Origin of the sequence: Clostridioides sp. ES-W-0016-02 (assembly GCF_020641035.1) — a bacterium.
Classification (GTDB): domain Bacteria; phylum Bacillota; class Clostridia; order Peptostreptococcales; family Peptostreptococcaceae; genus Clostridioides.
Genome location: NZ_CP061362.1, coordinates 90,132 through 104,414 on the forward strand (window position 1 = coordinate 90,132; position 14,283 = coordinate 104,414).

The following is a 14,283-nucleotide window of genomic DNA, read 5'->3' on the forward strand; positions in this document are numbered from 1 at the left end:
AATGAGGGATATCTATAATCCCTCATTATTTTTTAATTTTATAAACTATTAATATTTTTATTAATTTCATCATTTTTTAAAATTTTTAAATATAGCTTTACTACAGAAACCATTTCTTCTATAATATAATCTAAAAAGCTACTTTCTACTGCTAATCTTGGATATTCATTAGTTATTAAATACTTAATCACTCCAGCAATGGTTGATTTATATTCATAAAGAAGATATTTTTCTTGTTTCTCTACGCTTAATGGATTTTTAACTAAATAAGAACCTTTTGAATTAAAATCATACATCTTTTTTACTATAGATTTTTTACACACATTTAAATAATTATCTTTAAACATAGTAAAGTCAAACCTATTTTCTAATTTTTCCTTATAGGTAAACATCATGTTAATAAATTCGCATTCTAAATCTTTTTCATGGTTCATATTAAAATTAACCCAGAATTTTTTATTTTTTAATTTCATATCTAAAGCTTTAATAAAAGACAAAAAATCAATTGAAGTACAATTTTTTTCTATAGATAATTTATATGAAACTGCAATCTCTTTGGCCATATCTTGAGAAAAACCTAATAGCATTAATTTTAGAATAAAATAATTAAAAATAATTTTTTCTTCAGAAACAGTAAGTTTATTATTAAGTACAAAATTTGTTTCAAACTCTTTAATCCAAGACATATCTTCATGAGCCAATTCTGTACCTATTTCATTTTTAATTACCTTATTGACTATAATGTTCACATCTTTGGCTTTTAGTTTATAATTGCTGTCTATACTATCTATGTTACCACTATAATTTTCAAATACTAAATTTTGGAGATTAAGCTTTTTACAGGATAATTTTAATTCTTTATTTGGACAATATAAAATATCTAAATCAAAAGTTAAAAAGTATTCACTTTCATTTTCATACATTTAAAAAGCTCCTTTCTCTTTTTATTAAAAAATCAAATCTTTATTACTTTTGTTGTAATCATTAACATTGTTAATTTCATTAATAATTTCAGTTGGCAATAATTCTTCCAATTCTTTATATTTTTCACTAAAAGAGGATTTTAGTGTGGATATCTCTTCTTCTACCTTTTGTGGATTAACCCCAAGATTTTCTATTTCTTTTTTACATTTTTCATAAGAGTTCCTTAAGTTATTTAATTCTGCTTCACATTTGATTAAAGCTTTTCCTCCATCACTAATTATTTTTTCAAGAATAGGAAGCTCTTTAACCATTGCCTCATAATTTAATTTTTTTTCTTTCATAAAAAAACACATCCTTTTGTACATTTTTTTTATTAAAACACTTTTTTAGTACTATAATATAGTATTTAGTTTTATAAATTATAAGAAAATATGTATAGATATTATTAAGATATAAATAAAAAGGGGATTAGAGATATGTTAAATAAAAAATATAAAATAAAAGTAATATTATTTAGTACTGCCTTTGTTTTATTTGGGCTTATATCAAGTGTTTCTGTTTATAACCAAATAAACAACAATCATAATAATAACAAGGGGGAAACTCAAGAAAAAATAGAAAAAGATATACAAAAAGAATTAGGTAAGTTGTCTCCTGAAGAAAAAAGTAAAATGAGTGATAAGGATAAACTATTAAAAACTTATGGAGAAAATGCTAATAAAATATTAAATAGCGTTAAATTAGGCGAAGATAACAATAGCGAATTTCCAAAAGAGGATACAGATAAATTGTATAATAATTTAATAAAATTAGCTCAGAATGCTAACTACGATAAAATTTTAGATAAGGTTGACAAAGAATTAGAAACATATAAGTTTAAAGAAGAATATAATTGGAAAATAGGAAATGTCTATAGTGATGCAAATATTATGTTATCTACTCTTACAGCACCTATACAGGGTAAGGGATATATGGTCAAAAACTTAAAAGATCCAAACATGATTTTAATTGGGACACTTATGATTCCAGAAGAATCCAGAAGGGATGTTATTTTAGAAAAAACCAGTTTATCTCCTATTTTTGATGGACCTGTTACAATTTTATCTTCCGAAGTCTTAGATACTAAAGATAGTGTATATGCTGAGATTTCAACAAAAATTGAACATTTTAAAGATGTCTATAAAATAAATTTTAAGATTGAAAATTTTCTGTTATATGCTTATATAATAGACTCTGGAGAAGCAAATCCATTATTTTATAAAATAGTTAATGATGAATGTAATGAGACGCCTTATAAAGACATTAATTATTGGATATCTTTAAGTAATAATTAATAATATACACATTAAATAATGGAAAGTTATACTTTTTTTTAAAGCTTACTATAACAATAATAGTAAGCTTTTTCTTATGTATTTTTAATATTTTGCTTGCTAATATTACGAAAGGACTTATCATAATTTTAAATTAAATGAAAAAAGATGAAATTTTAGAAATCCTTAAAGATAAATTTTATGTTATTATAGCTGGTTTATCTTTTGCTGAGATTTTTTTATTGTTAATCCAATTATGTTTTAGAAAAAGTAGCATTATACTATGCTTGTTTGTTAGTTTTTCCAGTATAGCATATTATCTGACTTTTAAAGATGTTAAAGTCTTTAAACTAAAAAACATAGTATTTAGTTTTTTTATATTTTTAGGGATGTTATTAATTATAAACCATAGTTTAATATCTTTTTTAAATTCAACGAATATTGAATTTCATAAACTAATCATGGTTTTTATCTATTTATTAAATTTTATCTATCTATGTATTATTATAGGATTATCATCTCAAGAAAGTTTTAGAGAGACCATATCTCAAATAAATAACATTAATTTTTCTTCTAAACTATTTAAACCAGAAGAAGAGAAAATAAAACCTGGAGATGTTATTTTAGGGAAAAAAATTGAGTCTATTAATGGAAAAGCTGGAGAAATACTTGATACTCCTGTCTTTATACCATTAAAAGATAGATTCTTGCATATGTTAATACTTGGACCTACTGGTTGTGGTAAAACATCTCAGACCATAATTCCTATGATAAATCAAGATTTACAAAATAAAAAAATAGGAGTTACAGTACTTGAACCAAAAAGCGACCTTGCAGAAAAAGTATACCAAATGGCAAAAATCCATAATAGAGAAGTGATTTATTTTAATCCTTTACTTGCTGACTGTCCTTATTTTAATCCTTTGTTTGGTCATGAGAGTGAAGTTATAGAGAATATGGCTACAACTTTTAACATGTTAAACCCTGACTCTCCACAATTTTTTAAAGATATGTCAGATGGTCTTATTAGAAAGTCTGTAAAGTTATTAAAAAGGTTATATGGAGATGATGCAACTTTAATTGATTTAAATGACCTTGTTTGGAACTCAAATGGGATAGGTAAAAAAATAGTAAACGAATTTTCAAAGTTACCTGTAAGCAATCCTTTACAACAAAAAGAAAATGAAGAAATAGCTATTTGGTTTTTAACAGACTATTATTCAGGCATGACAGGTGATAGAAAAGGAACCAAGACCTATGAACATTGCTCAGGTGTTAGAACTCAAATATCCAAATTAGTATCCAATGAGTACCTTAGAAAAGCTTTAAATCCACCAAGAGGACATGGTACAGACATAGATTTTGATAAAGCTCTTGAAGAGGGATTGGTTATAACTATGACAACAACACAAGGTTCTTTAAGAGATTTAGGAAAGTTCCTTGGATATTTTATAATATTACAATTACAATCAAGTGTTTTTCGTAGACCTGGAGATGAAGATAGTAGAAAAGAAAACATGTTGTATATTGATGAGTTCCAAGTCTATGCAAATCAAGGTTTTGGAGAAATGTTGACACAAGGACGTTCCTATAGAGTAGCTTCTCATTTGGCTACACAAGCAAGAGACCAAATGAGTGTAGGTAGAGAAGGGGATAGTTTCCTTAAATTAGTTTCTGCAAATGCAAGAAATAAAATTATTTACCCTGGAATAAGTATAACTGATGCAAAATATTATTCTGAAGAGTTTGGAGAAGAATTAAGAACTACTATAGGAAGATCTTATTCAAAAGACCGTTATTTTTCTTCATTTTCAGATGAAAAAATGACAATAAAAGTAGATGAAAGATATGAACCAAGATTTTCTCCAAGCAATTTGATTTATAGAACATTTGGTCAAATTACACATTGTTTAGTTAAAAATAATACTGTCCAAATTCCAGCACTCGCTCAAATCGAATATATCCCAAATGATTTGCATGAAAAAATAAAAAAAATGGTAAAGGAATACAATGATGAACAAATTAAAAGAAATAAAGATTATGCAACAGAATATTCTAAAAGTGTTGCTTGTAATCATTTTCCAAATAAAGATATTCTATACGTTATAAAAAAAGATGATATAATAGAAAACAAAGAAGAATCTTTTGAATTAGAAGAGAATATAAATGATAATACAAATCCAATTCCAATAAGTATTGATATTGAAATTGAAGATGAGTATGAGTATGATGATATATAAAATATAAAAAGATATTTATTACACATAAATTAAAACAGATTTTAAAACATTAATTAGTGATTATAAATAATAGCTTTATTATAGCATTTGCAATATGTTTAAGAAAATATAAAATAAATGATTTGAACTATGTTAATAATAATTACATATTTTGTAGATAAATTTTATTTTTTTTATAATTAAAAAAATTATTATGTTAATAAAAAAACTTTCTTTTTGTTAAAAAAGTGGATAAAAATTTTATCAAAAAAAAGACACAGGCTATAGAAAAATTATTTTTTTCTAAAAACCTGTGCCTTTTTAAAAATTTGCATCATAAATTAGAATTAGCAATATTTTACTAATCCACATTTATGATATTATTTTAATTAATAAAGACTACCAAAAGTTATTAATTTCTTTTCGATAAAATTTCTTAAAAATCCAGCGGGGTTTTTAATCTTATTTATGTTTATATCGTCATTGTAGATAGTGTTTTTAAACATATAATCTAAACCTAAATAAACTTTTCTAATACCAAATTCTAAGCTTAAACAAGCTAAGTCATTTATAATTAAAGCTTTTTCTCCTTCCAGATTTCGTAAATCTTCTTTAGAATTATTGTTTTGTAAAAGTAGTTTAGAGTGATTATAACTATAAGAATAATTGTTTTGATCAAATAAATTCTTAATCTTTTCACTTACCTTAGATACAAATTTTTTGTTAAATTCAGTTTTAGATTCATAATCCTTTGTTTCTAAGCTATCTCCAACCATTTTAAATTTTGTATTTTTGCTACTTAAAACATCAAAAATAAATTTATCTGATTTTTTTATATATAAAGGTAGTACATCTACTAATTTATCTTTACTAAATCTAATTTTTTTTCCTTTTGCTTTACAAGCATCTATCCATAAAAGCTTTTTTAATTCAATTTTTAGTTCATTTACATTTTTTAAATTTATTAAATGTACTAAGTGATTAAGTGTTAAAGTTATATAACCACTACCACCATTTTCTTTTTTGTAATGATTTTTATATTCATCTGCAATTACAATATCAAATCTACCATAATTAATAGCAGGAGTAAAATAAGCAAGTCCTAAATAAGAAAGTGTTTTTTGGTTGCTTCTCGCAGTAACTATAGATATATTACATAATTTAGCAATATCTTTATAAGAAATGTTTTTTCTAACAAAGCAATCATTTGCAAAAGGCAAAAAATGATATAACAAATATTGTTTTATTAAAGACTTATTTGAAGAAATAATTTTTGTATAATTATTCTTTGTTAATCCTAATTCTTTTTCAAGTTTAGAAAGTCCATTATCATTTATTTTAATTACATCTATTTTCCTTTTAAAAGCTGATATAATCTCTTTTATTTTTGATTTAGATATTCTTGCATTTGCCTTTAATTCATCAAACATATATTTATTATCCACTTTTTTACCTCCTTTCTTATATTTTTTACATTTTATAAAACGTATTTTACAAAAGATACATGCAAAAGTAAAGTATGCAGATTCTATTGTATTTTTTGATATATCATTGAAATTTAAATGAAAAAAGAAAGTATGCAAATATTATTGTAGTTTTCATCAAAACAAGTATTTGCAATCAGTTTGAGTTTTTTTATTTTTTCTTTATAAAACAAAAAAAATTTTCCGACAATTTTTGCAAGCAAAAAAATCAAAAAACTACAATAGTATGCAGATATTATTGTAATTTTGAAATCTGAAAAATAGCTAAAAATTAAAGTATGCAAATATTATTGTAGTTTTATAAAAGATAAAATGAAATCAGTTTAAAATCTCAATGTTTTTATTGTTTTTCGACATGTCTGAGTAATTAAATATAAATATTTAATAAAAAGAGTATTAACTTACAATATATAATGTACTTAAAAGTATGCAAATATTATTGTAGTTTTTAAATGAACAAACCTTAAGATATTATTGATATACAACAGAAGCTTTAATAGATGCTAATTATCACCATAAAAGTATGCAAATACTATTGTAGTTTTTTAGTATAATATATATACTAATACAAAAATATATAAGCACTATTGTAATTTTTTACCATTATATATCTGATAATATGTAGATTCTATTGGATTTTAATTATAATAAGATAATTAAAACCATAAAAGTATGCAGATAATATTGTAGTTTTGGATATAATAGATGATTATTAGAATAGAAGTATGCAGATATTATTGTAATTTTTAATTATAATACATAATTGAAATTAAAAAAGTATGCAGATAATATTGTAGTTTTAATTAAAATAGATAATTATTAGTATAAAAATATGCAGATATTATTGTAGTTTTAATGATATGTATAATTATTAGTATAAAAGTATGCAAGTATTATTGTAGTTTTTAACATTGGATAGTGATTAGTATAAAAGTATGCAAGTATTATTGTAGTTTTAATGATATGTATAATTATTACTATGATAGTATGTAAAAATTATTGTAGTTTTTAACATTGGATAATTATTAATATAAAAGTATGCAAATATTATTGTAGTTTTAATGATATGTATAATTATTACTATGATAGTATGTAAAAATTATTGTAGTTTTTAACATTGGATAATTATTAATATAAAAGTATGCAAATATTATTGTAGTTTTAATGATATGTATAATTATTACTATGATAGTAAATAATTACCCATAGTATTTTTAAACATATAATAGTTATTAATATAAAAGTATGCAAATATTATTGTAGTTTTTTACTATCATATAATTTTTACTCTTACAAAAGTATGCAGATACTATTGTAGTTTTATTATATACTAATATATAAACATATGGATTAGCTTATGACTCTTATAATAAGACATAGTTATTATCACAAAAGTATGCAAATATTATTGTAGTTTTTATTTCTAAATACAGATACTAATACAAAGACCTATATATATTATTGCGATTTCTTACATTCATATAATTATTAATTGTAAAAATATGCAGATATTATTGTAGTTTTTATTATTATCTATAGTTATTACTTGTGAAAGTATATAACTATTATCATAATTACTATCATTAAAGTATGCAGATGTTATTGTAGTTTTATTATATACTAATAAAATAGTAGTCTTTAGGTGTATCTACTTTGGTATGCAAAAGTTATTGTAGATTATAAAGATTGAATATTTACAAATTACAATATACAATTAATAATTATAACTAAATATATTATTATGATTTTTTTACATATATTATGTTAATATATAAAATATAAGATACAAATATAAGAAAAAGGTGGTAACTTTGAATAAAGAAAATGCAAGAGAAGATTTTATTTTAATAATGCACGCTATCTATGAGCAAGAAAAATTTAAATTTATAACTCAAAAATATTTTGAAGTGCATATGATTAAATCATACGAATCAATTGATGAAATTGCTACAGTTTTTGAAGATTTTTTATCTACAACAATTTCAGGTAAGTTAGATTTACTAACAACGCCTGCTAAAGCAAAAAAATTGAGGGCTTGGGAAATTTCCTCGACTTGGAGATTAAAACAAAACTGGGTAAAAATGGCATTAGATTCAATGGAGAGCGATAAAGCTGAAGCAAAATTATTAAAAAAAGAATATATAACAATAAAAGAAGAATTCTTAAAAAACAAAGGTAAAATTAAAAGTATGGATTTAGAATCTCCAGAGGAATTACTTTTGATGCGAAAAGAAACATTAAAAGAATGGGCTACAGATAGTTCTTATAATATATCAGACTTTCCATATTTATCTGAAATGTCAGATGCTAAGATTAATTCGGCATTTACGCACGATTTGCTTTTATGCATAACTGAGATACTTAAAGAACAATATAAATTTAATATAAATAATATAGTATTAACTACACCAATTAGTGTAGTTCCAGGAATTTTTCTCCCTACATTACGCCCTAAAAGAAATAAAAATATTGAAATAATTAAAAATGATGATAACTCGTTTGAATCTGGTACTTATGGAGCTAAAAACCACACTGGTTCTCAATTAAATATTTCCTACAAATTTAAGATAGATGAGGAAAATAGCCAAATTGAAAGTTTTAAAATGGAACTGTATAATCTTGAGACAGAAGAAAAAGCATTACCTAAACTATCCCTTGATAAAAGAGATCTTGAGATTATTATTTACATTGAAAGACTTTTTAATTTGGATACTGCATCTTTTTATCTAAGTGATTTACTAAAACACTTAGGGTTAAAGTCTCGCACAAAAGCAAATTATGATAATGTAAAAAATAGACTGTTAAAACTTCCTTATTATTCGATCTATAGTAAATCTACAGATGCGTTTGGACAAGTTAAAGAAATGTCTTTTAACTTTTTTAGCTCAGTTGAAATTTCTCGTAATGAAGGAGATATTAGTAATGAAGGAGATATCGTAAAGGGAAGAGATATTGTAAAGGTAAAAAGATCTGTTTCACCCGATATGGAAAAAATGTCAACTGACATTATGTATGAAAACGAATTGAAAAAAATAAAGTTACAACAATCAATTAATCTTGCTTATTTTCTTGAGGGAAGAAGAAATTATCTAATTAGAAGTGGTGAAGATTTACAAAATAAGAAATATAGATTTACAATTGATCATTTGAAATATGAAGTACATTTGAGTGGGAAAAATAGTCTTAAAAAAAATATGAACTATTTAGAACTTGGTCTTAATGAAATAATGGAGAATCAATTTATCATTAAGGATTATATACGAGGAGAAGACTTCTTTGATGTCATTTTCTATAAAAATAACGAAAAACAAAAATGCTTATTAAATACTATTCTTGGCTCTTTGCCCGATTATATCATTAATAATATAAGAGTAGCTCAATCTTAAGCTACTCTTATATTTGTTTTATTTTAAAAATCCTTGAATTATTTCATACTGACCATTTTTATTTAAATGTATTAAAGACATTATAAAATTCTGATTATAGAATAAAAAATAAGAATATCCAAGTAATTTCATTTGAAGAAAAGCCTCTTCCTCAGACATTGGTTTTAACTTTATTTGTTTTCTTTTTATATCTTCTTTTTTTTGCTTATTAGTAGTTTTAATAACTTTTTTAAAAGGAATATTATTAGAATTAATATTTAAATTCATGTGGTATATTTTATACAATTTTCTTTTTAATCGATTTGTAATTTTTTCTAATGCTGAAAAAAAATCTTCTGAAACTTCATCCATTTTTATGATTTTTTTGTTGTATTCTAATAATAATTCTATCTTATAGCTTGATTTATTTTGTTCAACTGTAATTTTTATATAGTCATTTTCTTTTAAAAATACTTCTAAAAAATTTAGTTTTTGATGAATGGCTAATTCGATATCTTTACTTATTTCTTGGTTATGTTTTTTTATGATTTTTATATCCATAAGTCCTCCTAAAAAAGAAAATATTATTTAAATAATATAATCTCTAACAATTAATAGTATAAATAATATAAATATATTATTTATATATAATATATAAAATAAAATAAAATATAATCAAAAATAATGAATAATCTATTCTTTAATTTTATCTAATGAATATTTAAAAGTATATTCAGATGAAGGATAGAGCTCTATCTCTACTCGTGGGTTTTCTTTGTCTATAAAATCCATAATAATCACAGGTTTTAATAATTTATCATTTTTTATTATTCCACTTTTTTCAATACCATCACAAATGCTCTTTGGATAGTTGTGTATATCTCTATTTCTCTTGTCTGGAAAATATAATTTAATAACTGTCGTCAAATTCTCATTAAATTTAGTAGTTTTGTATTTAGAAGCAGAAATTGCTTTTAACGAACTCCAAGAAACTAATTCTTCATATTCTCTATATTTTGAATACTTCCCTTTAGCTGGCATTATGGGCTGTCCGTTTTTTCCTGAGATTTTAAAATTTGATTTACTAATTGGTCTTCCTGTAACAACTATTTTTAACATTAATTATATCTGTAATATATTATTTTGGGATCTTTTTATGAATCTGTATTTAACTTCAACAGACTCATTTAAGGTTTCTAAATCAAATATATCTCTACCATTACAATAATCACAGTCCACATAGGCGAAGTCATCTTCTCCTAAAGAAAAAACATCTTTCATTTTATTAAATTTCTTTTCGGATATACTAAGTTTAGATTTTTCACAAATACATTTTAAATTATATATTTTTTCTAACATGCCTGAGTCATATAAAAAATCTATAATTTTTATATTGGTTTCATTGGAGGTTTGTAATTCTAAAAAAGAAAAGTTTGGTGTAATTATTTCATTTTCATATTTTGTTAAAAGCTCATCTAATTTAATTTTAATATCCTCATTTAAAAAAACAATGTTATTAATTTCAGGATAATTGTGGACCTTATTTAATTCTGGATAAAATTCTTTAGTTTTTTTAATTAATATTTTTTTAATTTGATTTAGTTTTTCAGGACTAATTCTATTTTTTATGCAATCATATAATTTTTTTAATTCAATATAAGGCAAATAGCTTAATTCCTCTAAATCTATACTTTCATTAAGTTTTTTTACCTCAAAATATTTACTATCAGCCAACTTAGATAAATAAGAAAACTCTTCATTTTTTTCTAAAATTAATTCTATATTTGGGTTCAAATTCCTATACAGTCGCTATTAAAAATATATAGCGATTTTCTCCTTTCAAATTAAAAATATTTATATAATACAAGTTTTTTATAATTATAATAAAACTTTTTATTTAGATTAAAGTAAATGTTTTATCTATAAATAAAGTATAATACTTGCGTTTAATATAGTCAATAAATAAAACGTGTTTTTTATAAACAATATAAAATAATTTATAAAATATATTGACTATATATATAATAAATATAAAAAAATGTATTATACAAATAAATTAAAAAAGAGGGGATTTTTATATGTTAAGATTTTTAGTTTTGGGAGATTGGCATTATTCCAGTAAAACTCCAGGGAGCCGAATAGATAATTTTAAAGAGACAAGACAGAAAAAGACGAAAGAAATAATGGAAATAGCAAATAAATATAAAATAGATGCTTTTTTGGAAATGGGAGATTTCCTTAATTCAGATAGACTATCAGAATCGGAACTTGCTTCTTTAGCTAAAGATTTTAAGTTCTCTCAATTAAATAATAAGGTATTAGAAATGAAAACAGGGGAGACAACTTTTAGAGAAATAGAACAAGAACTAAAAAATACTATTCCTGTTATTGGAACAATAGGGAACCATGAATTAATAGGGAATGAAATTTCTTCTTTAGAAGAGACGTCTTTAAATGTTTTAATTAGTTGTGGAGCTATAACAATTGCAACTAAAGAAAAGCCAGTCATTTTTAAGGATAAAGAAGGTTTTTCTTTAGCAATAACAGGAGCTCCTTATACTCATAACATAGATGGAGAAGATAAATCTGCCTATATTGTTAATAAAAAGTTGGCTGATTTTCACATCCACCTTGTACATGGATACTTAATGCCTAAAAGTTATGGGAAGAAGTTTAAACATACTGTTGTTTCTCAAATAGCTTATACTGAAGCCGATTTGACCATAAATGGACATGACCATATTGGCTATGATGAAATTATTATTAATGGAAGGAAATTTATAAATCCAGGTTCTCCATTTCGATTATCAGCAGAACTTAAAGAAATTAACCGTATGCCAAAAGTTATTTTAATAGAAGTAGATAAAAATGGAATAAATACAAAGCCAATTTTTTTAACATGTGCTAAAAAGGGAAGTGAAGTTTTATCAAGAGAGAAAATAGTTAAAAAAGAAAAAAAATTAGAAAAAATAGAAGATGTAAAAAGCTTAATGAATAAGGCTGAATTAACTAAAGGAATAGATATAGTAGATATAGTAAAAAACATTGCAAAAAATAAAAACATAGATGATAACATAAGAGATCAAGCAGTTAATAATATTGTGGAAAATATAAAACTTATGAAAGTTCCTTTTTCTTCAAAAGGGAAATACACAATAACTGAATTAGAAATTGTTAATTTCGCTTGTTTTAAACATGCAGTGTTTGAATTTTCGGAAGGGTTAAATGTTGTATCTGGAGTAAGTGGTCAAGGCAAATCTGCTGTACTTAGAGCAATAAGAGAAGTATATGATTGTTATATTAAAAATCCAAGAAACCAGATTTTAAGTGGAGAAGACTTTTTTAAAATAACATTATATTTAAGTAATGGATTTGTAATTAGTAGGATAGTAGAAAACAATGAAGATAAAAACGGAAATAAAAGAAAAGGGAAAAATGGATATGAAATATTTAATCCAAACAAAGGTTGTGTAGAATATTTTAATACAAAAGCAATAACAACAGTTCAAGAAATTTTAGGATTTAACAAAGTTAAATTATCTGAGAAAAGTAGTGTTGATGTAAATTTTATTAATCAGGGTGATCCTTGGTTTTTTGTTGGTAAAAATATGTCCTCTACAGATAAAGCGAAATTGGTAGGGAGCTTATATGGAACGCAATATGGAGATGTAGTAGTAAAAGACATGACTTCGAATATAAAAAAAATAAATCTGAAAAAAAATGTGATTGAAAAAGAAATAAGCGAATTAGAAGAAAGAAAAGAAAGCTACAATTATGTTTTTAAATTAGAAGAAAATATCTATAAGGTAGAGAGTATTTTAAATGAGATTAAATTAAAAAAAGAGTTAATAGAGAAGTTATCAAAATTTTCTATGGAGTTAAGAGAAAAAGAAAGAAGTATAAGTGAATTAGAAAAGAAAGTGCTAAAGCTAACTGAAAATAAAGAAAAAATTACAGATATGTTTGAATTGCTAACTAATAAGTTCTTTAAAATAAAAATTCTTGAAGAGAAATCTACTGAACTTACTAAAGTGTTAAAATTAGGAACAGAATTAAGAGGGAAAGTAGAAGCATTAAAAGAAGTTAATAAAGCACATTCATTAATGACCAACCTAAAAGGCTCTTATGAGAAAATAGAATTAGAAGAAAAAAAATTATATGAGTACAAAAAAATTGAAAGTGAAAAAACAAATATATACAAAAAGTATAAATATTTAAAAGATAAATATGATGTTTTATTGGATATGGAAAAACAAATTAATAAAATTAAAGATTTAAATAGAATAAATGAGACAATAAAAGAAAAATCTCAAAGTTTAAAGGATATATATATATTAGAAGAAGAATTAAAAAATATAAAAAATAGAATAGATAAATTTAATTTAATTAAAAATAAATTAAATGGTATTGAAGATGTTGATCTTAAGTTAATTCATTTAAAAGAACAAAAAGAGAAGATAGAAATAATTGAAAAACAAAAAGAAGAATTAAACATAGTATTAAATCAAGGAAAAGAACTTAAACATAATATTGACCAGAAAAAGGAATACCTAATAAATAAAATAGAACTATATAAAAAACTTTTGTTGGAAGTTGAAATATGTCCTATTTGCCATGCTAAAATAGACAAAATAGTAGTAAACTCTATAATTAACAATCTAATTAAATTTTAAAAAAGATACTGACAATAATTAAATTATTGTCAGTATCTTTTTTTTGAAAAATATAAGTAATAAAATTATAGAGATTTATAAACATGCATAATATATTGTAAGAAATTAAAAAATTTAATTTTCTGCCTTAATAATGGGCTTTACTAAGCGTAAAATATTAACTGGAGGTATTTCTAAATGGAATTTTCAATAAGAACTATGAAATTGAAGTTAGTAAAGAAATATGTAAACCCCTAAGTTTATATAGGGTCCCGTATTGCCTGGGGAACCAGGCGATATCCTTAAAAAAGGAATACCTACTTTTG

10 protein-coding genes are annotated in these 14,283 nt (G+C 23.4%); 4 read left to right on the forward strand and 6 right to left on the reverse strand.

What is annotated here, in order from left to right:
- Positions 1–38: 38 nt before the first annotated feature.
- Together IC758_RS19920 and IC758_RS19925 are read right to left on the reverse strand one after the other, a co-directional pair.
- The gene (locus tag IC758_RS19920) at positions 39–923 is read right to left on the reverse strand and encodes a hypothetical protein (protein WP_227825015.1); all 885 of its coding nucleotides are present in this window, start codon (positions 921–923) and stop codon (positions 39–41) included.
- A 24-nt stretch (positions 924–947) separates the two neighbouring features.
- Positions 948–1,265, reverse strand: a complete 318-nt coding sequence (locus tag IC758_RS19925) for a hypothetical protein (protein ID WP_227825016.1) — start codon at positions 1,263–1,265, stop codon at positions 948–950.
- 135 nt (positions 1,266–1,400) lie between these two features.
- On the opposite strand from IC758_RS19925, the gene IC758_RS19930 reads away from it, so the two are divergent.
- Both IC758_RS19930 and IC758_RS19935 read left to right on the forward strand, forming a co-directional pair.
- Complete coding sequence (locus IC758_RS19930) at positions 1,401–2,258, forward strand: hypothetical protein (RefSeq protein ID WP_227825017.1); 858 nt, start codon at positions 1,401–1,403, stop codon at positions 2,256–2,258.
- Between the two features lie 137 nt (positions 2,259–2,395).
- Positions 2,396–4,477, forward strand: a complete 2,082-nt coding sequence (locus tag IC758_RS19935; protein WP_227845568.1) for a type IV secretory system conjugative DNA transfer family protein — start codon at positions 2,396–2,398, stop codon at positions 4,475–4,477.
- Between the two features lie 368 nt (positions 4,478–4,845).
- Here IC758_RS19935 and IC758_RS19940 read toward each other — a convergent pair whose 3' ends face one another.
- The gene (locus IC758_RS19940) at positions 4,846–5,901 is read right to left on the reverse strand and encodes a hypothetical protein (protein ID WP_227825019.1); all 1,056 of its coding nucleotides are present in this window, start codon (positions 5,899–5,901) and stop codon (positions 4,846–4,848) included.
- Between the two features lie 1,841 nt (positions 5,902–7,742).
- Here IC758_RS19940 and IC758_RS19945 point away from each other — a divergent pair.
- On the forward strand, positions 7,743–9,326 hold the full coding sequence (locus IC758_RS19945) for a hypothetical protein (protein WP_227825020.1): 1,584 nt from the start codon (positions 7,743–7,745) through the stop codon (positions 9,324–9,326).
- Between the two features lie 18 nt (positions 9,327–9,344).
- On the opposite strand, the gene IC758_RS19950 is transcribed toward IC758_RS19945, so the two are convergent.
- The 3 genes from IC758_RS19950 to IC758_RS19960 all read right to left on the reverse strand — a co-directional run bounded on the left by IC758_RS19950 (position 9,345) and on the right by IC758_RS19960 (position 11,099).
- Positions 9,345–9,866 (reverse strand): HPF/RaiA family ribosome-associated protein, encoded by a 522-nt coding sequence (locus IC758_RS19950; protein ID WP_227825021.1) that lies wholly within the window; start codon positions 9,864–9,866, stop codon positions 9,345–9,347.
- Positions 9,867–9,998: 132 nt separating this feature from the next.
- Positions 9,999–10,424: a RusA family crossover junction endodeoxyribonuclease gene (locus tag IC758_RS19955; RefSeq protein ID WP_227825022.1), complete on the reverse strand. Its 426-nt coding sequence runs from the start codon at positions 10,422–10,424 to the stop codon at positions 9,999–10,001.
- A gap of 3 nt (positions 10,425–10,427) precedes the next feature.
- A complete protein-coding gene (locus IC758_RS19960; protein ID WP_227825023.1) occupies positions 10,428–11,099 on the reverse strand; it encodes a hypothetical protein in 672 nt (223 codons plus the stop codon).
- Positions 11,100–11,383: 284 nt separating this feature from the next.
- Here IC758_RS19960 and IC758_RS19965 point away from each other — a divergent pair, with 284 nt between their 5' ends.
- On the forward strand, positions 11,384–13,978 hold the full coding sequence (locus tag IC758_RS19965; protein ID WP_227825024.1) for an AAA family ATPase: 2,595 nt from the start codon (positions 11,384–11,386) through the stop codon (positions 13,976–13,978).
- The last annotated feature ends 305 nt before the right edge of the window (positions 13,979–14,283 follow it).

Bases quoted from the DNA above. Each gene is read 5' to 3' on its own strand.
- IC758_RS19925 (WP_227825016.1), bottom strand. From the start codon at position 1,265: ATGAAAGAAAAAAAATTAAATTATGAGGCAATGGTTAAAGAGCTTCCT.
- IC758_RS19920 (WP_227825015.1), bottom strand. From the start codon at position 923: ATGTATGAAAATGAAAGTGAATACTTTTTAACTTTTGATTTAGATATT.
- IC758_RS19955 (WP_227825022.1), bottom strand. From the start codon at position 10,424: ATGTTAAAAATAGTTGTTACAGGAAGACCAATTAGTAAATCAAATTTT.
- IC758_RS19965 (WP_227825024.1), top strand. From the start codon at position 11,384: ATGTTAAGATTTTTAGTTTTGGGAGATTGGCATTATTCCAGTAAAACT.
- IC758_RS19935 (WP_227845568.1), top strand. From the start codon at position 2,396: ATGAAAAAAGATGAAATTTTAGAAATCCTTAAAGATAAATTTTATGTT.
- IC758_RS19950 (WP_227825021.1), bottom strand. From the start codon at position 9,866: ATGGATATAAAAATCATAAAAAAACATAACCAAGAAATAAGTAAAGAT.
- IC758_RS19930 (WP_227825017.1), top strand. From the start codon at position 1,401: ATGTTAAATAAAAAATATAAAATAAAAGTAATATTATTTAGTACTGCC.